20 protein-coding genes are annotated in these 21375 nt (G+C 49.7%); 14 read left to right on the top strand and 6 right to left on the bottom strand.

Annotation, left to right across the window (positions count from 1 at the left end):
- Positions 1-62: 62 nt before the first annotated feature.
- Positions 63-812, top strand: a complete 750-nt coding sequence (gene ung / locus BTA51_RS24970; protein WP_094711810.1) for a uracil-DNA glycosylase — start codon at positions 63-65, stop codon at positions 810-812.
- Between the two features lie 55 nt (positions 813-867).
- Here the strand turns inward: ung and BTA51_RS24965 are convergent, their stop codons facing one another.
- The 5 genes from BTA51_RS24965 to nadB form a co-directional block, all read right to left on the bottom strand.
- A complete protein-coding gene (locus BTA51_RS24965; RefSeq protein WP_094711809.1) occupies positions 868-1707 on the bottom strand; it encodes an HDOD domain-containing protein in 840 nt (279 codons plus the stop codon).
- A 223-nt stretch (positions 1708-1930) separates the two neighbouring features.
- Positions 1931-2941: a folate-binding protein YgfZ gene (locus BTA51_RS24960; protein ID WP_168188286.1), complete on the bottom strand. Its 1011-nt coding sequence runs from the start codon at positions 2939-2941 to the stop codon at positions 1931-1933.
- Between the two features lie 105 nt (positions 2942-3046).
- Positions 3047-3571 (bottom strand): protein YgfX, encoded by a 525-nt coding sequence (locus BTA51_RS24955; protein WP_094711807.1) that lies wholly within the window; start codon positions 3569-3571, stop codon positions 3047-3049.
- Entirely contained in the window at positions 3549-3809 is a 261-nt protein-coding gene (locus tag BTA51_RS24950; protein ID WP_094711806.1) for a succinate dehydrogenase assembly factor 2, read from the bottom strand. Before BTA51_RS24950 ends, BTA51_RS24955 begins: the two co-directional genes overlap by 23 nt.
- A gap of 324 nt (positions 3810-4133) precedes the next feature.
- Positions 4134-5750 carry an L-aspartate oxidase gene (gene nadB, locus BTA51_RS24945; RefSeq protein WP_094711805.1) on the bottom strand — a complete coding sequence of 539 codons (1617 nt, stop codon included), beginning with the start codon at positions 5748-5750 and terminating at the stop codon, positions 4134-4136.
- Between the two features lie 188 nt (positions 5751-5938).
- On the opposite strand from nadB, the gene rpoE reads away from it, so the two are divergent.
- The 12 genes from rpoE (at position 5939) to pdxJ (ending at position 17010) form a co-directional block, all read left to right on the top strand.
- Positions 5939-6547 (top strand): RNA polymerase sigma factor RpoE, encoded by a 609-nt coding sequence (rpoE, locus tag BTA51_RS24940; protein WP_246841184.1) that lies wholly within the window; start codon positions 5939-5941, stop codon positions 6545-6547.
- Positions 6548-6640: 93 nt separating this feature from the next.
- Positions 6641-7348, top strand: coding sequence for a sigma-E factor negative regulatory protein (locus BTA51_RS24935; protein WP_094711803.1), 708 nt, complete (start codon positions 6641-6643; stop codon positions 7346-7348).
- A 41-nt stretch (positions 7349-7389) separates the two neighbouring features.
- The gene (locus BTA51_RS24930) at positions 7390-8403 is read left to right on the top strand and encodes a MucB/RseB C-terminal domain-containing protein (protein ID WP_246841183.1); all 1014 of its coding nucleotides are present in this window, start codon (positions 7390-7392) and stop codon (positions 8401-8403) included.
- The gene (locus BTA51_RS24925; protein WP_094711802.1) at positions 8400-8834 is read left to right on the top strand and encodes a SoxR reducing system RseC family protein; all 435 of its coding nucleotides are present in this window, start codon (positions 8400-8402) and stop codon (positions 8832-8834) included. Before BTA51_RS24930 ends, BTA51_RS24925 begins: the two co-directional genes overlap by 4 nt.
- 174 nt (positions 8835-9008) lie before the next feature.
- Positions 9009-10406: a DegQ family serine endoprotease gene (locus BTA51_RS24920; RefSeq protein WP_094711801.1), complete on the top strand. Its 1398-nt coding sequence runs from the start codon at positions 9009-9011 to the stop codon at positions 10404-10406.
- Positions 10407-10615: 209 nt separating this feature from the next.
- Complete coding sequence (lepA, locus tag BTA51_RS24915; RefSeq protein WP_094711800.1) at positions 10616-12415, top strand: translation elongation factor 4; 1800 nt, start codon at positions 10616-10618, stop codon at positions 12413-12415.
- Between the two features lie 69 nt (positions 12416-12484).
- Positions 12485-13270, top strand: coding sequence for a signal peptidase I (gene lepB / locus BTA51_RS24910; protein WP_094711799.1), 786 nt, complete (start codon positions 12485-12487; stop codon positions 13268-13270).
- A gap of 105 nt (positions 13271-13375) precedes the next feature.
- Entirely contained in the window at positions 13376-13744 is a 369-nt protein-coding gene (locus BTA51_RS24905) for a DUF4845 domain-containing protein (RefSeq protein WP_094711798.1), read from the top strand.
- Entirely contained in the window at positions 13741-14421 is a 681-nt protein-coding gene (gene rnc / locus BTA51_RS24900; protein WP_094711797.1) for a ribonuclease III, read from the top strand. Before BTA51_RS24905 ends, rnc begins: the two co-directional genes overlap by 4 nt.
- Positions 14418-15320, top strand: coding sequence for a GTPase Era (gene era / locus BTA51_RS24895; RefSeq protein WP_094711796.1), 903 nt, complete (start codon positions 14418-14420; stop codon positions 15318-15320). Before rnc ends, era begins: the two co-directional genes overlap by 4 nt.
- 72 nt (positions 15321-15392) lie before the next feature.
- Positions 15393-16106, top strand: coding sequence for a DNA repair protein RecO (gene recO, locus BTA51_RS24890; protein WP_094711795.1), 714 nt, complete (start codon positions 15393-15395; stop codon positions 16104-16106).
- 157 nt (positions 16107-16263) lie between these two features.
- A complete protein-coding gene (gene pdxJ / locus BTA51_RS24885; RefSeq protein WP_094711794.1) occupies positions 16264-17010 on the top strand; it encodes a pyridoxine 5'-phosphate synthase in 747 nt (248 codons plus the stop codon).
- Positions 17011-17140: 130 nt separating this feature from the next.
- Here the strand turns inward: pdxJ and BTA51_RS24880 are convergent, their stop codons facing one another.
- Complete coding sequence (locus tag BTA51_RS24880) at positions 17141-20029, bottom strand: response regulator (RefSeq protein WP_094711793.1); 2889 nt, start codon at positions 20027-20029, stop codon at positions 17141-17143.
- Between the two features lie 450 nt (positions 20030-20479).
- On the opposite strand from BTA51_RS24880, the gene cysM reads away from it, so the two are divergent.
- Positions 20480-21367, top strand: a complete 888-nt coding sequence (gene cysM / locus BTA51_RS24875) for a cysteine synthase CysM (protein ID WP_094711792.1) — start codon at positions 20480-20482, stop codon at positions 21365-21367.
- The last annotated feature ends 8 nt before the right edge of the window (positions 21368-21375 follow it).

Raw genomic sequence — 21375 nt, 5'->3', positions numbered from 1 at the left:
GGTGAGTTTGTGAGATAGGGAGTTCGAGGAAGGTTGGCTTAAAGCGTCAGAAGGGTTCAGATATGTCGTTTTTACAGAATGCGTTAAAACCAGGAACAGGGTGGGATGCCCGGCTTGCTGATCAGTTCAGTATGCCTTATATGCAGCAGTTGGAAGCTTTTTTGTCTCAGGAAGAGGCGGCTGGAAAAGTGATATACCCAAGCCTTGAGAATTGCTTCAATGCCCTCAATAGCACGGCCTTTGATCAGGTGAAGGTCGTGATCCTGGGGCAGGACCCCTACCATGGTCCCGGGCAGGCGCATGGATTATGTTTCTCCGTACTGCCTGGGGTAAAGCCGCCTCCTTCACTGGTAAATATTTTTAAGGAAATCCACCAGGATCTCGGCGTGAGCATGCCTGAACATGGCTGTCTGGGTTATTGGACGCAGCAGGGAGTGTTACTCCTGAATAGCGTGTTAACTGTGGAGCAGGCCCAGGCTGCATCACACCAGGGGCGTGGATGGGAGAAATTTACGGACAGGGTTATCCAGCTCGTTAATGAGGAGCGTGAGAATGTGGTCTTCATGCTCTGGGGGAGTTACGCACAGCGCAAGGGTGCATTTATTGATCGGCAGAAACATCTCGTGCTGGAATCTGTCCATCCATCTCCGTTGTCCGCCCATAGAGGGTTTATGGGATGTCGGCACTTCTCCGCCGCTAATGCTTATCTGAAGGATCATCAGGAAAAAGCCATCGACTGGCGCCTGCCTCCCAAGGATATGCTGGATGAGCATGGTTTGCTGGATAAGACAAAGAAAAAGGAGGTCGTTTGACCTCCTTTTAAATTCCGAATCACCTTTGGTTTTTCGATTTTCTTTAGCTTGCCGGTTACTGGGATGATAGCAGAGACATGGCGGCTTCCATTTCTTCGCTCAAGTCTTCGGCTTCGTTCATGTCCACTTCCGGATCCAGACCCAGGCGGTTAAACGCACTGATTTGAGTCCAGTCCAGTTTGGTATACGGATGATCTGTTCCGATCAGACTTTGTAATCTGGCTACCATGACGACGTCGGCCAGATCCACTTCCGGCACTTCGCGTTTGAAGTTGCAGTGTTCCTTGGGAACGATCTGGAGTTCTTTGCTGAAATCCCATTTTTTCAGAATATAGCTGCCAATGGCGGGGGCCATGCCATCAATCAGATTATCCAGGATAATGTTGTTAATCTGGATATCGTTTTCTTCAATATAGGCGAGCACAGGTAAGGTGCCGATCTGATGGATAAGGCCGGCGAGTGTCGCCTGATCGGGTTTCAGTTTTGTGTAGTGCTGGGCCAGGACGTGACATATTCCGGCCACTTCCATACTGTTTTGCCAGACCGCCCGCATGCGTTTGTCGATCATTTCAGATGTGGCCTGGAACATTTGCTCCATCGCCAGACCTGTTGCCAGATTGGCAGTGTAAGCCATACCCAGGCGGCCTACCGCCATCTGCAGGTTGGAGATTTCTCTTGAACCGCGCAACAGAGGGCTATTGCATACCCGGATGATTCTGGCGGTCATGGCGGCGTCGTTGCTGAGCACGCTCGCCAGATCCTGGACCGAGGAGTCAGGGTTTTCTGCCACCTCCCTGACTTGCAGGGCAACTTCGGGCAGGGTGGGGAGCACTAATTTATCGCTGTTAATCGCGTCAACGATATCTTTTTTGATCTTGCTTTCTAGTTCGGGCATCGAGTTTTCCGCGAATATCTGACTGCTGAGGAAAAAATCAGTTAAATCAATAAACCCAGTTAAATCAGTAAACTAAGTATTTGAGGCTCATTCCCGTTATTTCTCCGTTGACCGGATTTGTGCCACTGAGGCAGATTGCCGGGAAATTGCCTTTACCAACATAGTTATAGCAGATTTTGCAAAATAAACCCGAAACCCGAAAGTCCAAATCGTTGGAGTTTTGTTACCGTGAAGGACGAGCACTTCCGCTCTGCTCAACCTCGTAGGGCAGCTCGTGTACGTGGCAATGAGAGTCTGGCTGATTTTCCAATTTTAGAGGACTGCCTGCATCAACGCTGGCGTTATCCAGAACAGCCAAAGCCAGCTGTTGATCCGAAGTGTTGGTCGCCACTCGCACAATAGAGCCGATCACCCGGTCGTTATCTCCAGTGATGTTGGTGCCGATGTCTCCCTGGGCGTTGTCGATGGCAAGCAAATACATCCGCTTTTTAAGTTTTCCCAGATACTGCATTCTGGCCACAATTTCCTGTCCGGTATAGCAGCCTTTTTTGAAGCTGATTCCACCAAGACTCTGGAGGTTCATCATCTGCGGGATGAACTCTTCCTGGGTGGTGGGAAAGACTTCTCCTACACCGGCTCTGATGTCCTGTAACTGCCATTCTGTTTCATCGGCCAGGCAGCTGTTTGCCAGGAGAGAGGGAAACTGCTGTGAAATGGCTTCAGAACTTGCGAATATTTCAAAACGGGGCTGGTCGCCGGGAACTCTGATCATCGTCATCTGTTTGCTGCGAGCGGTTGCGTTGACCTCTGTTGGCGTCTGTCCAAACAACTGGCTAATGATGTCTTCATCCCCGCAGATTCCCAGAACTCCGTAATCATCCAGTGGCGTCATTTCGCATTTATAAAATACTTTGTATTTGCTTAGATGCTGAAGCAAGGCATCTGCAATGTCTTCCGGGCAGCGTAACAAGAAGCTCTGTGATTCGACTCTCACCAGGCGAAACTGGGCAATCATGCGACCTTTGTTGTTGCAGCAGGCACCCAGAGAGGAGTGCTTTTCGGTGATGAGTGCCATGTCGCAGGTAAATTGTCCCTGCATGAATTTTTCCGCATCGGGGCCGGTGATGGAAATCAGTCGATAGCTTCTCAGTGGGTACAGTGTAGGGCCGTTCTGGTTGCTTTCATTTGAATTCCAGATCTCGTTGATGGCATTCCAAAAATGGGTGACCGGCATTAAGTTCTCCATGTAATCGCGGTTAATGCATAGAGGGAGTTGAAACGGGTTGCAGCCGTCCGGCTGATGATTAAATGCTGAGTGTAATTTGTTTTAATCCGGCTGTCAGGAGGTGGTTGAGCTCATGGGAGCCATACGCAGAAGTACTCTTAAGCGCCGGTAAGTGTCTTGGTCGCAGTTATCGCGGGTCAGTATGATGAGCTGGCGCCGGAATTTGTAGAGGTTTCCGAATAGAATTTTTAACCAGGATTCCTGACTGTCAATCCCTGGCTTTGTTGACTGATCGATAGCGGGGCTGGCGGATAGAATCGTCAGGGGCGCGGTGACAAGAGAGTCGCCATCCAGCGATACCGGTACCCAGTTACCTCGTTTATACCGGATTTTGCATACGACTTCGCCGTTTGAATCCAGAGTCAGCTTGACGTTGGTAACACTGTTCGGCCAAAGAAGCAGTCCATGCTGTCCAATAGCATAGAGCCAGTGCAAGGCCATCGCACCAACCATCGGCAATAACCACAACGGGGGAATATTGGCGATGTGCAGGATCGTGCAGAGACTGGCAAATAAAATGCTCAGTAGCAGACTGATGGTCAGGGAGGGCCTGACATTAATCGTATTTGGGCTGAACACGGTCGAGAATGATTTTAACGATACGTGCCAGATCTGGATCTTCAGGAACAGATTTTTGCATAAACCACTGGAACATGTCGGTATCTTCGCATTCAAGCAGGCGCTCATACCGCTGCTTATCTTCGTCTGGCAGGTCGGAGTAGGCTTCCTTTAGAAACGGAACCAGTAGAACGTCCAGCTCCAGCATGCCTCTACGGCTGTGCCAGAACAGTTTATTAATATCAGCCTGAGAACTCATGTGTACCTCTTACCTGTTCCCACTATTCTTGCTCACTTATGGTTACCCGCCCAGGATACTCATACTTGCTCTCGCCGCTTTTATTTGCACCCACTATCGTTGGGGCTAGCGAGGTGCTTTATATTTGAGCGGCATATATGGGTAGTGAACCAAAATGTGAAGTTATGAACCAAGCCGCGTATTGTAACCGCGTGATGGCGAATCCTCCATGGCTTTTAGGCCGCATAGAGTAAAGAAAGCCAGTCAACGGATCGTTCCGACTGAAAATCTTTTCTTATTCGCTGTGGCCCGGTTCTCTTTTTTCGCTCTCTTGCTCTGTTTTTTCTACCAGCTCTCTGAAGAAAAATTGACTGGCACCAAAAGGGTGTCTTCAGGCTTTTCAACAGGTTTGGGGTAATCCAGGGTGTAATGCAGGCCCCGACTCTCCTGGCGCTGTATGGCAGAACAGATGATTAGATCCGCTACGGTGACCAGATTTCGCAATTCCAGCAGGTCATTGCTGACTTTATAGTTGCTGTAGTATTCACGGATTTCCTGATGCAGGAGATCTACGCGGTGTTTTGCGCGTTGCAGGCGTTTATCCGTGCGGACAATCCCCACATAGTCCCACATGAAACGCCTCAGCTCGTCCCAGTTATGGGAGATCACCACATCCTCATCGGAATCAGTGACCTGGCTTTCATCCCAGGAAGGAGCGTCAGGCGGTGGTGGAGAATAATCCAGTCGGCGGACAATATCGTCTGCACAGGCCCGACCAAACACCAAGCACTCCAGCAGTGAATTGCTCGCCATGCGGTTGGCGCCATGCAGTCCGGTAAAGGCGGTTTCACCGACGGCATATAGGGAATTGATATCGGTATGGCTGTTGTGATCCGTCACCACTCCTCCGCAGGTATAGTGAGCTGCCGGTACCACTGGGATGGGATCCCGGGTGATATCAATGCCGTATTTCAGGCAGCGGTCATACACGGTGGGGAAGTGGCTTTTGATAAAGTCTGAATCCCGGTGGGAAATGTCCAGGTACAGGCAGTCGGCACCCAAGCGCTTCATCTCGTGGTCGATGGCCCGAGCCACAACATCCCGGGGAGCAAGTTCCGCTTTGTCGCTGAAGCGGTCCATAAACCGTTTGCCATTGGGTAGCAGGAGCTTGCCGCCTTCACCGCGGACAGCTTCGGTTATCAGGAATGATTTTGCCTGAGGATGATAAAGGCAGGTGGGATGGAATTGATTGAACTCCATATTGCCCACCCGGCATCCGGCGCGCCATGCCATGGCAATGCCGTCGCCTGTGGCAACGTCCGGGTTGCTGGTATACAGGTAAACCTTACTGGCGCCGCCTGTCGCGAGAACGACAAATCGAGCCCGGAATAATTCCACATGGCCGGTCAAATTGTTCAGGACATAAGCGCCGACACAGCGATTGCCCGGCATAAATAGCTTGCGATGGGTGATCAGATCGATGCCCACGCGGTGCTCGAAAATCTGGATGTTGGACTTTTCCAAAGCCCGGTCGGTCAGTGATCCGGAGAGTGCCTGTCCCGTAGCATCGGCAGCATGAAGAATGCGGCGGTGACTATGTCCCCCTTCCTGGGTCAAGTGGAAGTTATGGGTCGTCGAGCCGGGATCTTCAGTATCAAATTGAACCCCTTGGCTGATGAGCCATTCAATGGCTGAACGGCCATTTTCCACGGTAAACCTGACCGCGTCCTCGTGGCAGAGTCCCGCACCGGCATTCAGGGTGTCCTGTATGTGTGATTCAACACTATCCTGGTCGTCATATACCGCGGCAATACCTCCCTGGGCCCACAGTGTGGAACCGCTCTGCAGCGTGGTTTTGGATAAAACCGCCACGCGCAGGGAGTCAGGTAAGTTGAGGGCTACAGCCAGTCCGGCAGCACCACTGCCGATAATCAATACATCATGTTCAAAACTGGGGCTCATGGACAATCGTTAACTCTCCGGGAGAAAGGGGATCTATACTAACACTTTGACTATCAGTGAACTATCTGGACCGCCGAATGTCTATATCTTCAGTGAATCTGAAAAAATAAACATGGCGGGAACTTATGTCGATACAGCTTGTCGAATCTATTTCGGATCAGCGGCGATCATTGGAGTGTAGACAAACATTGGAAGCAAGCAGCGTCTCTGGAAAATCTCTGGACCAGCAGTTGGTAGAGCGTGTTCAGCGAGGTGATCGCCGGGCCTTCGATATGCTGGTGGTAAAGTATCAAAGCAAGGTCATGGCGATTATCAGTCGATATATCCACGATACTGCTGAAGTGGCGGATGTGGCGCAAGAGGCATTTATCAAGGCGTATCGGGCCATCGCGTCATTTCGTGGTGACAGCCAGTTCTATACCTGGCTGTACCGAATTGCGATTAATGCGGCAAAAAATTACCTGGTGTCGCGTGGACGCCGTCCTCCCGGGACCGATGTTGAGGTGGAGGATGCCATATTTTATGAAAGTGCTGCCGGGTTGAAAGACATTGAATCGCCAGAACAGCAATTGCACCGTGATCAGTTGCAGTCGGCAATTTATAAGGCCATCGAAAATCTGCCGGAAGATCTGAAGTCAGCGCTGACATTGAGGGAGTTTGACGGGCTCAGTTACGAGGAAATTGCCGATATCATGCAATGTCCGGTGGGGACTGTGCGTTCAAGGATATTTCGGGCCAGGGACGCGGTCGATACACATATAGCTCCACTGTTGGATAACAAGGTGCGAGTAGGTTAAGGGGATACGGTATTAAGGTGCGAGTGGGTAATTAAAGAAAGTTTTGGAGTCTGTCGAGCAAGAGCGAGGCTTCAGAATTTTGAGGTGAAAGATATGAATGAGAGAACGAAAGAATCTTTGTCAGCATTGCTGGACAATGAAGCTGATGATCTTGAGTTGAGGCGTATACTGGCCCAGGCTCATGATGATGAAGTCATGGAAGTCTGGTGTCGTTATCATCAGATCCGGGCTGGTATGAGTGAAGAAGAATCAGCCTGGGCGCATATCGATTTGCGTGAAGGTATTGCCAGTCGCCTGGATGAGGAATTGGGGATAGCCGATGGTGCCACTCCCGAGAGCGAGGCTGTAGAGTCTGCAAATCAGGCGAATGGTGAAGAACCAGTCAAGTCTGCTGCTACCTCAAGTCGTTTTCCCTGGTGGGGAGGCGCTGCAATTGCCGCGTCGGTGGCATTTGCTGTGGTGTTCTCCGTGCAGACTATTGATCTGCAGGGCAATACCGTACAGCAGCCGCAGATAGTGGAACAGAGTACTCCTCAGAATGCCGGAACTGAAGTGGCTTCAAGTGCCGGGGGAGATGTCGTCGAATTTTCAGAGGAGCATGAGCAGCGTCTTAATGCATATCTCATGAAGCACGCAGGCAACGCGGCCCTTAACGGTGGCAGAAGTATTGTGCCTTATGCTCGTCTGACCAGTTATGAACCGGTTCTGGAAAATCCAGAAGCCGTGGCGGCGGATAAATCAGAGGTTGATTCCAGTGGTGACGCGTCTGTCACCGAAGAAGTGTCGACCGGGGATAAATAGTATTCGGGATGAAATCAGGGGTGAACCAGGAATTGGTTGGCATGTTGACCAGGATATATGATCGAGAGATTCAGCAGTCAATGATACGTTTGATGTTTTCGGTAATGCTGTTGTGGGTGATAAGTGTGCCAAGCCATGCCATGGGGTCCCAGGATCCTGCTGATTGGCTGGCTATGATGGTGGAGGCCCGGAAGAATGAATCCTACACTGGCACCTTCGTGTATAGCCGCGGCGATGAAATGAGTAGTATGCGGGTGGCACACCGGCTCAAGAACGGGCTTGAACAGGAGCGGCTTGTTGCCCTGGATGGAGAACCGAGGGAAATTGTACGTAACGGCGAACATGTGGTTTGTATTTTTCCGGGTAATGAGCAGGTTGAGCTTGAACAGGCTCTGCCATCCAGTCCATTTGCTGCTGGTATCACCGGTGATATAGCCCCTTTAGCATCCGTGTACAGCATCTCTGTTGCCGGAGCTGAGCGTCTTGCCGGCCATGAGGTGGTAAAAGTGGCTCTGATGGCTAAAGATGCTTTCCGCTACAGTTATCTGCTTTGGCTGGAGAAACGTACGGGGCTATTGGTCAAGTCAATGCTGACCGGGAAGAAAGGCGAGGTACTCGAGCGCTTCCAGTTTACTGAGCTAAGTATTGGTGGGGATATCAGTGAAAAGGAATTTATTGAGCTGAAGCCTGGCGAATTGACCCGGCATCAAGAGGCCGTGGAAAAACCGATTCCTCATGCCTGGGAGCCGGGTTGGCTGCCGGATGGTTTTTCTCCGGCACCTTATGTATCTAAAACAAATCACATCATGCCGGAAAAAAGCCGTAGTCGCGTGTATACCGACGGCCTCACTCTATTCAGTGTTTTTGTAGAGCCTATGGCCGATGCCGGAATGCCGGAAGGGGCATCAAAAATGGGGGCTACGTCAGCTTATTCCCGGTACCTGGATATTGAGAATGAACGCTATGTCGTCACCGTGGTTGGCGAAGTGCCTATTGAGACCGTTAAGAAAGTCGCGGACAATATGCATATGAAATCACTGAAGTCGTCATCATGATAGAAGAGCAGGGCAAAGTTGTTGCTATTGACGGGGATTACGCATGGATTAATACCATGCGTGAGTCTGCCTGTCAGTCATGCTCTGCCAGTAAAGGGTGCGGCCAGAAGATGCTGAACTCTGTCTCAAGTGGCAGGTCCAGTCAGGTAAAGGTGAGCAGAACTCTGGATGTGAATGTGGGAGATCGGGTTCTGGTGGGAATCGCTGAAGAAGCGCTTTTGAAAGCCTCCATTCTTGCCTATCTCTTGCCGCTTCTGGCCATGATTGTATGTGCCGGTGCTGCCGAAGCAATATTCTCTTTTCCTGACCCTGTCGTTGCCCTGATAGGCGTATTGGGCCTGGCTCTTGGCCTGATATTGGTTAAAACATTGTCATTTAGACTTTCTTGCAATCCCTCATACCATCCCCAATTATTACGCAAGCTTGGATAGATAATCTCCTTCCATCTGAATTCTCTTTTCTACTGGGCTGAACTCGGTTAACTGGGTTGAACTCGGGTTATCTGCCAAGCCTGAGTCTGCTGACGTCCAGGCTTAATTGTCTTGTTGAGTCTGAACGTCAGCAGACTGTCACCCTGGTTCGCAATATCAAAATGGAGCTACTGAATGAGAAGGTTAGCTATTGTTGTATTCGGTTGGTGGATCGGTTTTATGGCGCTGTCTGCCAATGCCGTGGATCTTCCCGATTTTACCGAGTTGGTTGAAGAAGTCTCTCCTGCCGTTGTTAATATCAGTACTGTCCGAAGAGTTAATGACGGGAATGCTCAATTCTTTGGAAATGCCCCGGACATGGAACAAATTCCCGAATTTTTTCGCCACTTTTTTGGCGATCAGTTCCCGCGTGGAGGTGGTGTTCCAAGGGAGGCCCAGTCGATGGGGTCTGGATTCATTGTCTCTCATGACGGTTATGTATTAACCAATAACCATGTGGTTGAAGGTGCCGATGAAATTTTTGTAAGGCTGGTGGATCGTCGCGAGCTGAAAGCCACTCTGGTTGGTGCGGATGCAAAATCCGATCTGGCCTTATTGAAGCTGGATGCTGATGATCTGCCGGTACTGAAGGTTGGAAAGTCATCGAAGCTTAAGGTGGGGGAATGGGTTGTCGCGATCGGTTCGCCATTTGGCTTTGATTACACAGTTACCGCCGGAATCGTCAGCGCCAAGGGGCGGAGTCTGCCCAATGAGAACTATGTACCCTTTATCCAGACTGATGTGGCGATAAACCCCGGTAACTCTGGAGGCCCATTATTTAACCTGGATGGTGAGGTCGTGGGGATTAACTCCCAGATCTATACCCGCTCGGGCGGTTTTATGGGGGTGTCATTTGCCATTCCTATCGATGTCGCTATGGACGTCATGACTCAATTAAAAGAGACCGGCACAGTCAAACGTGGTTGGTTAGGTGTTCTCATTCAGGAAGTAAATAAGGATCTGGCTGAGTCATTCAAACTGGATAAACCCAGGGGAGCCCTGGTGGCGCAGGTGATGAAAGATTCTCCTGCGGATCAGGCAGGATTGCAGCCGGGAGACGTAATTACCGGTTTTGATGGGACCGATATCGGGCTGTCATCTGAGTTGCCGCATTTGGTCGGCCGGATTGCCCCAGGCAAGAAAGCTGAGCTGAATGTCGTGCGAAATGGGCGTGAGATCAAGATCGATGTCATGATAGGTCAGTTGCCTGGTGAATCCGGTTCACCCACTGTTGCACCTGCGAAAGCTGAAGCTCAGGGTAATGCCTTAAGTTTGGATGTGCGTGATCTCACTGATGCGGAGAAGTCTCAGTTACAGGTATCTGGTGGTGTTCTGGTGACAAATATATATCCAGGGCCGGCAGCTTCTGCTGGAATCCGCGTAAATGATGTTATCAGCAGTCTGAATAATCATGAGGTTAAGACTGTCGAGGACTTCAATTCGGTGGTTGAAGATCTGCCTAAGAATAAGTCTCTGCCCGTATTGATCATTCGTAATGGCAACCCCGCCTTCATTGTGATGAAGGTTGATTAAGAGCTGGCAGATTGCTGGTCCTGATGCAGGGGGGGAGTCGGTTCCGCCCCTATTTTCCTTCTTCACTTATGGGCAGAGCATATAGGCATTAGTCTGTTTGGCCGGTCGGTCAACGAATAATTCGGAATTTATGCTAATTTCACTGCAATTCAATGTGGGAGCTGGTAAAATTCTGCGGCCTTTAATTTGCGTCCGAGTGTTAGCTGTCTGTGAGTAAACTCAAACATATTCGAAATTTCTCCATTATTGCCCATATCGACCATGGGAAATCCACCATAGCAGATCGCTTTATTCAGTTCTGCGGGGGATTGACCGATCGTGAAATGTCCGAGCAAGTGCTTGATTCCATGGACATTGAGCGGGAGCGTGGTATTACCATAAAAGCACAGAGCGTCACGCTTTATTACGATGCTCAGGATGGCGAGCGATATCAATTGAATTTTATTGATACGCCTGGACACGTCGACTTTTCCTATGAGGTATCCCGTTCTCTGGCTGCCTGCGAAGGGGCGCTGCTGGTCGTGGATGCTGCCCAGGGTGTAGAAGCCCAGTCTGTGGCGAACTGTTATACCGCTATTGAAATGGGGCTCGAGGTTATTCCGGTATTGAATAAAATGGATCTGCCTCAGGCGGAGCCAGCCCGGGTGCGCCACGAAATTGAAGAAATTATCGGTATCGACGCAACTGGCGCGGTTGAAGCCAGTGCCAAGGCAGGAATCGGTATTCAGGAGACGCTGGAGCAGATTGTTCAACTGATCCCGGCTCCAGAAGGTGATCCCGAGGCCGATCTTCAGGCATTGATTATCGACTCCTGGTTCGACAACTACCTCGGCATTGTATCGCTGGTGCGTGTTAAGAACGGTGAGCTGAAAAAGGGCGATAAGATTCTGGTCAAATCCACCGGGATTCAGGAGCCTGTCACATCAATAGGTGTATTCACTCCAAAGCGTAAGGAAACCGGAGGATTGAAGGCTGGTGAGGTTGGCTATGTGGTTGCCGGTATCAAGGACATCCATGGAGCGCCTGTCGGGGACACCATTACCCTTGCCAAAACACCGGATGTCACTTCTCTTCCCGGATTCAAAAAGGTTCAGCCTCAGGTGTATGCGGGGGTCTTTCCCGTCAACTCTGAAGATTACGAAGATTTTCGTGAAGCATTGGAAAAATTGACGCTGAATGATGCGTCGTTGTTTTTTGAGCCGGAAACCTCAGATGCTCTGGGCTTCGGTTTTCGCTGTGGCTTTCTGGGTATGCTCCATATGGAGATTATCCAGGAGCGCTTGGAGCGGGAATACGATCTTGATCTGATTACCACTGCACCGACGGTTGTTTATGAAATATTGACCAAAAAGAATGAAGTCTTGATGGTCGACAATCCTTCCCGATTGCCAGATCCCGGGCTTATCGAGGAAATGAGAGAGCCTATTGTTGAGGCTAATATACTTGTGCCGCAGGATTACCTGGGCAACGTGATTTCTCTCTGTGTGGAGAAACGCGGTATACAGAAGAATATGCAGTTTCTGGGATCTCAGGTCGCGCTGACTTATGAATTGCCGATGGGAGAAGTCGTATTGGATTTCTTTGATCGCTTGAAGTCGGTCAGCCGTGGATACGCCTCGTTGGATTATCACTTTGTCCGCTTTCAGGCCGCTAAGCTGGTGCGTCTGGATATCCTGATTAATGGGGATAAAGTCGATGCGTTGGCCCTGATTGTACATAAGGACAATGCCCCTTACCGTGGTCGTCAGCTCGCGGAAAAAATGAAGGATCTTATTCCTCGACAGATGTTTGACGTAGCAATTCAGGCTGCCATCGGTGGGCAAATAGTCTCTCGAACCACGGTGAAAGCTTTGCGTAAGAACGTTCTGGCCAAATGTTACGGTGGTGACGTGTCGCGGAAGAAAAAGCTTTTGCAGAAGCAGAAAGAAGGTAAGAAGCGGATGAAACAGGTTGGGCGTGTTGAAATTCCTCAGGACGCTTTCCTGGCTGTATTAAAGGTAGACAATTAACTGCCAAAGTTGGTTGTCTGCTGATCGCGAGACGAACTGTCATCAAATAAAAATCTCACAGGAAATGTCATGGATTTTGATTTTGCAATTATTCTCGTTTTATTAACGGGTATCGCAGGTGTGATCTGGCTGGTGGACGCGCTATTTTTTGCCGGAGCCAGACGGGCTGCCGCCAGCGCAGATTCGGACGCGACTGACGCGGGGGAGATACCTGTTGCTGTGGAATACGCCAAGTCCTTTTTTCCTGTGTTGCTGTTGGTTTTGGTGGTGAGATCATTTCTGGTCGAGCCATTTCAGATTCCATCGCAATCCATGCTGCCGACCCTGGAAGTAGGGGACTTCATCCTGGTCAACAAATATGAGTATGGTCTGAGGGTTCCTGTGCTCGGGTATAAGTTTTTTGACATAGGAAGCCCGGAGCGTGGTGATGTTATGGTGTTTAAAAACCCGGAAGACAATATCACTAACTATATCAAGCGAGTGGTCGGTGTTCCGGGAGATGTCGTGCGATATACCAATAAAGAGCTATATATCAACGGCGAGAGAGTGTCGGAAAAACTTTTGGCTGCCTTGCCTGCAGGTGCTCCCAGGGAACTGATATTTGAAGAGATGCTGGGTGAAAGTCAACATCGTATTATCAAGCGTAATGACCATAACGTCATGGGAGATGGTGAATGGACCATCCCTGAAGGGTATTATTTCATGATGGGCGACAATCGGGATCGGTCTAAGGACAGTCGCTTTATTGGTTTGGTGCCTGATGAAAATATTGTAGGGCGGGCGTTTGCCATCTGGATGCATTGGGAAAAAATGCTGTCCATACCGTCATTCTCAAGAGTCGGGCTCCTGGATTAAGGTCCTGTTCTCAGAATTGTGCACAAGTTGGCTGGATGTTCCCTGTAAAAACAACCGCTTGCTGACTATGCTTACTGTAGTGGTTGAAACTAAGAGGCTTCTATAATGCGTAATAAGCAAACCGGTGCATCAATGTATGTGACCTTAGCATGGATATTCATTTTGCTTTGCTTTATCACTCTCGCAGTGAAAATTGGTCCTATATACATTGATAATTTTGCGGTTAACTCTTCTCTGGAGGGGCTGAGCCGTGAAGCAAAGCTGGCAAATTTTAGTAATCAGGAAATCCTTAAACGTTTGGATAAGCATTTCATGATTAACAATGTGCGTAACTTTAACCATGACAATATTAAAATTGTGCGTGATAAAACGAAGATGTACATCAATATCGAGTACGAAGTGCGCACTAATATTGTGAAGAACATTGATGCGGTGGTTTCATTTAAAGACCATCTGGAAGTGAATAATAAGTGATCGAAAAGCTAGATAGGCTCCAACGCGCCATTGGGTACAAGTTCAATGATATTGGCCTGTTAACCCTGGCGCTGACTCATCGTAGTTATGGTACGCGGAATAATGAGCGGCTTGAGTTCCTGGGGGACTCAGTGCTCAATTTCATTATCGCAGAGCACTTGTACCGTCGTTTTGAAGAAGCCAGGGAAGGGCAGCTTAGTCGGCTTCGTGCAAGAATGGTCAAGGGAGTGACGCTGGCGGAAATTGCCCGTGAATTTAACCTGGGCGATTATTTGCGTTTGGGATCAGGTGAGCTGAAAAGTGGTGGATTTCGTCGGGAGTCCATCCTTGCGGACGCTCTTGAGTCGGTGATAGGGGCAATATACCTCGATAGCAACTTTGAAGTGTGTACTGAACGGGTGTTGAACTGGTTTGAGCAACGACTGGCCGCCCTGAACCTCAAAGACACGACCAAAGACTCAAAAACACGTTTGCAGGAATACTTGCAGGCTAGACAGCTGAACCTTCCCCGTTATGAAGTGATTTCCGTGCAGGGCGAAGCCCATGCACAAACTTTTCATGTCAGGTGTGTCATTGACTGCCTGGAAGAGCCAACAGAAGGAACAGGCAGTAGTCGTCGGGTGGCGGAGCAAAAGTCCGCCAAAAAAGCCTTGGCTGAATTAGGTGTAGATAAGTGAACCAGACTCCTTCCACCCATTGTGGGTACGTCGCCATTGTTGGGCGGCCAAATGTTGGTAAATCAACGTTATTAAACCGGATTCTCGGACAAAAAATCAGTATCACGTCCCGCAAGCCGCAGACTACTCGTCATCAGATCCTCGGAGTGAAGACTGAAGGTGATTGCCAGGCGATTTATGTAGATACTCCGGGTCTGCATCGATCTGAGAAGAAAGCTTTGAACAGGGTGCTGAATAAAGCAGCATCAACGGCGCTCAAAGATGCTGATGTTATCGTTTTTGTGGTGGATCGTGATCACTGGTCGGACGAAGATCAGTATGTGCTGGATAAAGTGGCTGCTGCCCGGGCTTTCAAGATTCTGGCAATAAACAAAGTCGATCGCCTGGAAGACAAGAATCGCCTGCTGCCCTTTATTGAGCGTTTGAATTCGGAGTGTGATTTTTCTCATATCATCCCGATATCTGCTGAGCGTGGAACGAACGTCGACAAGCTGGAAGAAGTGATTGGCGAAGCGTTGCCCGAGAGTATCCATTTTTACCCTGAAGATCAGATCACAGATCGTAGCGAACGATTCCTGGCTATGGAAATCGTTCGGGAAAAGGTGATGCGTCAGTTAGGGGAAGAGATTCCCTATGAAGTGGCCGTTGAGATCGAGCAATTCAAGCAGGAAGGTAAGCTTCTGAGAATCAATGCGTTAATCCTGGTGGAAAGAGAGGGGCAGAAAAAGATTGTCATCGGCCACAAGGGTGAACGAATCAAGCGGATTGGGATTGATTCACGTAAGGACATGGAGCGTCTGTTTGAGCATAAGGTGATGCTTGAGCTCTGGGTTAAGGTTAAGTCTGGCTGGAGTGATAACGAAAGGGCGCTTAAAAGCCTGGGTTATGACGATCGGTAGTCGGGGTTTAGTCTTTTCGGGATTGGGTGTTGGCTTGCCTGGAGGCAGGTAATACTGGAGGTTGGTAAGTTAATGCAGGACATGCAGCGTGCCTTTGTTTTGCATACTCGCCCATACCGAGAGACCAGTTTGATTGTCGATCTTTTCTGCGAAGATATCGGTCGACTGTCTGTTGTCGTAAAGGGTGGGAGAGGCCGTAAAGGCTCTGCAGCCCTGTTCCAGCCGTTTCAAGAGATTTGGGTTGCCTACGGTGGTCACTCGGAGCTCAAAACTCTCCTGCAAGTTGAACCCGGCGAGTTGAAGGTCAGTCTCTCCGGATTAGCTCTTTACTCCGGTTTTTATCTGAATGAGCTTGTCCTCAAGCTGCTCCCGGTACAAGGGGGTGTCTCTGGTTTGTTTTCACATTATATTTCCTCACTAAGTACGCTGGCATCAGGACAGCAAATTGAGCCTTCCCTAAGGGAGTTTGAGTTGGCGTTGCTTGATGAGTTGGGTCTTGGTATTGATTTCGGTTTTGAAAGTACTTCAGGGAGCCCTGTGGTAAGCCACGGTACCTATCGGGTGGGGTTGAACTCGGGCGTTCAAAGGGTTGACTCTATAGAAGATACCGGGGTCGATGGGGCCACAATGCTGGCAATTGCACAACGGGCTTGGCAAGACTCAAATGTATTGCAGGCGGCGAAGAAAATATGCCGTAATTTGATAAATGAATTGCTGGATGGACGGGTTTTGCAATCCCGTAAGGTGATGCAGCAATTTATTGAGGTTCAGAGGCAGAGTAAGTAGATCGCCGGGCTAATTTCTGTGAAGTGGATTTAGTTCCATGTTGTCATCGGAATATGCGCAAATTAACAATGAAATTGTCAGTTAATCAATGTAACCCATCAGGGCATGCAATTGAGAATTTCATGCAATTAAAAATTAGAGTGTAAAGAGGTGAAAAGTGACAAAACGGGTATTGCTGGGAGTCAATGTCGATCACGTCGCGACGTTACGCCAGGCCAGGGGTACACGCTATCCTGATCCTGTGTTGGCTGCGCTGCAGGCTGAGCAGGCCGGCGCAGATGGGATCACTATTCATCCCAGGGAAGACCGTCGCCATATTCAGGATCGGGATGTCTGGGTAATGAAGGAAACACTGACGACGCGAATGAATCTAGAGATGGCGGTGACTGATGCCATGATTGAGTTGGCGGAAAAGGTTAAGCCGGCTCATTGCTGTTTGGTGCCGGAAAAGCGCGAAGAATTGACCACTGAAGGTGGCTTAGATGTTGTTGGTCAGGAAGCAAGAGTGGCGAACGCCTGCAAACGATTGGCAGATGCCGGAATTGAAGTGTCGTTGTTCATTGATCCGGATCCTGCACAGATTGAAGCTGCCAAGCGATGTGGTGCTCCGGCCATTGAGATTCATACCGGTCGCTATGCTGATGCTGTCAATGAAGCCGAGCAGCTACAGGAATTGGAAGTTGTCCGAAAAGGTGTGGTTGTTGGATGTGATCTTGGTTTAATTGTAAATGCCGGGCACGGGCTGCACTATCACAATGTGCAGGCTGTAGCCGCCTTACCCGGCATCAACGAGTTGAATATTGGGCACAGTATCGTGGCACAGGCCCTGTTTTCCGGGTTTTCCCAGGCTGTCAGGGAAATGCGTGAGCTGTTGGATCAGGCTGTGCTGTTGTCCAATAATTGATAGCTGGCCAATAACTGATAGCTGGCCAGGAAATGACTATTCTTCTGGAATTGATCGTTTTCCTGGAATCAACCGTGAGACTGCCCGTTATGTTAAGGGCAGTCTGCTGTTATGCAATAAAGGATGCTTCTCAAGTAGCCTGGTGAGTTACATGGAAGTTACGAAGAGAATTTTGCCAGTCATTTCGCTCAGCCCAGTACTGTACCCGATCAATCTCATCTATCAGGGCATACAGCTCGTCTTTGTGTGGCTGCCCTTTCTTGATCAGTGTTTCCAGCTCTCCGGCCTTTCTACGCAGAGCGGGAACTCCGCAATACCGACTTGCACCGTGGAGCCGGTGAACCCGCTCCAGTAGAATTTCCTGTTCCTGTAATTCAAAGGCTTTCTGGATAGAAGTCTTGTCCTCTGGCAAGCCTTCCAGCAGCATGGAGAATAATTCTTCAGCCAGGTCCGCTTTATTCCCCGCCAGGACAATACTATTTTGTAAATCGACTGATGGCTCAGTGGCGAATTTAACCGATGGTTTGATTTTTCCTAAATCAGATTTTGGTGTATTGGCTTTAGGCTGGGATTGTAGGGTGAGATGAATACCCGCCCGTCTGGCAATAATGCCCTGAAGCTCTTCTTCATTGGTGGGTTTGGTTAGATAATCGTCGAAGCCGCTTTTTAACAAGTGCTGTCGCTCGTCTGTCAACGCGTGTGCGGTGAGAGCGATGATGGGAGTGTGTCGTTTGCCGGACTCAAACTGACGAATTCTCTGGGTGGTTTCAATTCCATCCATCCCCGGCATTTGAACATCCATGAAAATGATGTCGTATTTCTTGAGCTTGGCTTTGGTTAACGCCTCATAGCCGCTGTTGGCAATGTCGGTTTCCGCCCCGAGTTCATTCAGGAAGGCTTCAACCAGTTTGAGGTTGGCTGAGTTGTCATCAACAGCCAGAACTTTCGCACGCTTATAGTCCCTTTCCTGAAGCGGAGGCTCGTCGTCCAGACCAAGTTCTTGGGTTTCCACAGGAGCGCCTGTAATTAGTTGGGTCAATGCATTGCCGAGACGTCTCTGGGACGGGGGTTTAATCAGGTAGTTGGAGGCTTCGGCCAAAATAGGGGGTTCTTCCAGGCCGAGAGTAATTGTTGGCGTCAACACCAGAGTACGACAGTCCAGGGAATACTCAAGTTGTCTTATTGCTTCCAGATAAGAAGTGGAGCGTAGATGATGTCGCGTGATACCGATCAGTGCGACGGCATAGCCCTGGCCTTTCTGCTGGGCTTCTCCCACGCTTTCCACCAGTTCTGAAATGTTATCGACCGTCTTGAGTTCTGCACCCCATTTCTGCAGCGTGTGCCGGATTGCCAGGCCTGTTTTGGGCTGATTTTCCAGATAGATAATACGTTCGCCTGCCAGTTCGGGTTGGCCTGCATCATATTCCGGCTGATCTGGAGCAATATCAACAGGTAGAACAATCCAAAAGGTTGAACCCTTGCCCAGCTCACTTTCAACGCCAATGCTACCTCCCATTTGCTCAGTGAGGCGGCGGGAGATAACCAGTCCGAGCCCGGTTCCACCGAAGCGGCGGGCCGTTGACGCATCAGCCTGACTGAAAGCATTGAACAAAGTATTTTGCTGGACTCTTGATAGTCCTACGCCGGTGTCAGTCACTGTGACTTTGATGGTGGACCGGTGATGCTCATCTTCGTCCTCAAGCATCACTCTGACCACGACCTCTCCGCTCTGCGTGAACTTAATGCCGTTGTTGACCAGGTTGGTGATGATCTGCTTCATCCGGAGAGGGTCGCCCATAATATATTCGGGTACATCCGAATAAATCAGGCCGGCCAGGTCGAGATTTTTCTCATGGGCGCCGGGTGCCAACATGGTCAGCACGTCCTCCACGATTTCGCGCAGGTTCATCGACGTGTTATCCAATATCAGTTTGCCGGCTTCTATTTTGGAAAAGTCCAAAATGTCATTGATGATAGTCAGCAGAATTTCAGAGGATTTGTAAATGGTATTGAGCTGATCCCTTTGCTGAATGCCCAGATTGCTCTTTGACAACAGCTTGGTAAAGCCGATGATCCCATTGAGAGGGGTCCTGATCTCGTGGGACATGTTCGCCAGGAACTCGGATTTGACCCGGCTGGCTTCAAGCGCCTCTTTGCGTGCCAGATCCAGTTCAATATTCTGTATCTCGATTGTCTCAAGGGTTTCGCGAAGGTCCTCCGTCGCCTGGTCGATATTCTGTTGCATCTCGATACGGGACTTCTCCAAGGCCTCCGCCATGGAATTGATACCATCCTGCAGGTTGGCAAGCTCCGGGCTTGCCTCAATAAAGACACGAGTATCGAGCTTGCCTTCTCGAATCCTGTTAAGCGCATCGGAGACGTCTGTCAAAGGTCTGGTAAGATCCCGGCTCAGGCGAAGTGCCATATAGGTGCATAAAATGACCGCCAGCGTGACTGCGACGATGGCAAATAACAGTGTCTGGTATTTGGCAAGATCCGTAGGTGCCCGACTTACTTCAACCACGGCCCATCCGGCAAGATTTTCCTGTGATTCTGCGGGGGTGAAGGCACCGTTGCCCTGAGTGGCGTTTTCCTGGGTGGCTGAGGGATCGGGGGGAGCCTGACGCCAGATAGGCATGCTGAAGCGCAACACTTCGTAGCTGGAGTAAATCGTTAACTGGTTAGCAAGACTGGCAGGAATGGTCTGCGGTTCGAGTAGCTTTGGCCCCGCATGGGCAAGGATCTGGCGTTTCCGGTCATAAATGGTGACGGAGCGAATATCCCGTTCCTCAAGAACCGAAGTGGTCAGTGAGGACAGTTGTGCATGCTGACCTGCCGGCATTCCATAGGCCGCGGCATTTGCCATATGACGGACGGAATCGGTTCCCCGTTCGAGGAGTGAGCGATTGAGGTCCGTCAATCGGGTATAGACGAATGCCGTCGACATGATCACCGCAATACCCAGAGTTGGTATCAGGGTGAGCAGTATAACTTTGGTTTTGATACCCCAGTGTTTCATGAGTGTCAGTTTTCAGTTGTTATTGTCAGTTCCCTGTAGACGCCACGGCAGTTCGGGTCGTGATAGTCATAAAACTTTTTCGCCTTCAGTCATACGAGAGACTTTACCTAAAAAGTGGCTTCCAGGTTAGTTAATTGGTCGAAAAAAATGGTAGCTGGGAAAGCTTTTCCTTTGCGGTGCTTCCTTATATTGACTGTTTTCTTATATGAAAGCATGCTTTTTATATTGGAAAAGAATATAACAGGATTTCGGTGAATTGCTTATCATGATGGTTGTTTTCACGGAATTTCCAAAGAGCCGTTGCCAATCAGATTGATGCTTTAGACAAAGTTACGGCGACTGCGCATAGGTACGTTTAGGTTTGGTTACTTAATTGGGGATTGGTTGCATACCCAGGTTTAGTTACATACCTAGGTCTGGTTACATATATAGCAAAGAGTCAAAAGGTTTATGTCTTATCCGACAATTGAAACATGTGTAGGGAATACGCCACTGGTCAGGCTTCAGAGGCTCCCTGGAGATACCAGTAATATCATATTGGCAAAACTCGAAGGCAATAATCCGGCGGGCTCGGTCAAAGACCGGCCGGCTTTGAGCATGATTCAGGAAGCTGAGGCCCAGGGGCGAATCAGGCCGGGCGATACCCTGGTGGAAGCGACCAGCGGCAATACCGGTATTGCACTGGCAATGGCAGCAGCCATGAAAGGGTATCGGATGGTGCTGATCATGCCGGCTCATATGAGCGAAGAACGTCGGGCTGCCATGTCTGCCTATGGTGCAGAAATTATTAGTGTCTCCCGGGAAGAGGGGATGGAAGGGGCTCGAGATTTGGCCAAGGCAATGGAAGAGCGTGGTGAAGGGATCGTGCTTGACCAGTTTGCCAATCCTGCAAACCCTCTTGCTCATTATCGGACAACGGGTCCGGAAATCTGGCAGCAGACCCAGGGTAAGATTACACACTTTGTCAGCTCCATGGGGACCACCGGTACTATCATGGGGACTTCACGCTATCTGAAGGAGCAGAATCCCGGAATTCAAATTGTTGGATTACAACCGGGGGAAGGCGCTTCTATTCCTGGAATCCGGCGCTGGCCTAAGGAATATCTGCCAAAGATATTTGAACCGGAAAGAGTTGACCAGATTTTGGATATCAGTCAGGAAGAAGCTGAAGTGACCATGCGAAGGCTCGCCAGTGAAGAAGGTATTTTTTGTGGCGTATCCTCGGGTGGCGCTATCGCGGGTGCGCTGCGAGTATCTCAGAAAGTGGAAAATGCCGTGATAGTTGCCATTATCTGTGACCGTGGCGATCGTTATCTGTCTACCGGTGTTTTTTCATGACAGAGCTG

Origin of the sequence: Hahella sp. CCB-MM4, assembly GCF_002260525.1 — a bacterium.
Classification (GTDB): domain Bacteria; phylum Pseudomonadota; class Gammaproteobacteria; order Pseudomonadales; family Oleiphilaceae; genus Hahella.
Note: the sequence above shows the minus strand (reverse complement) of the source record. Positions and strands in the feature narration are given on the sequence as shown.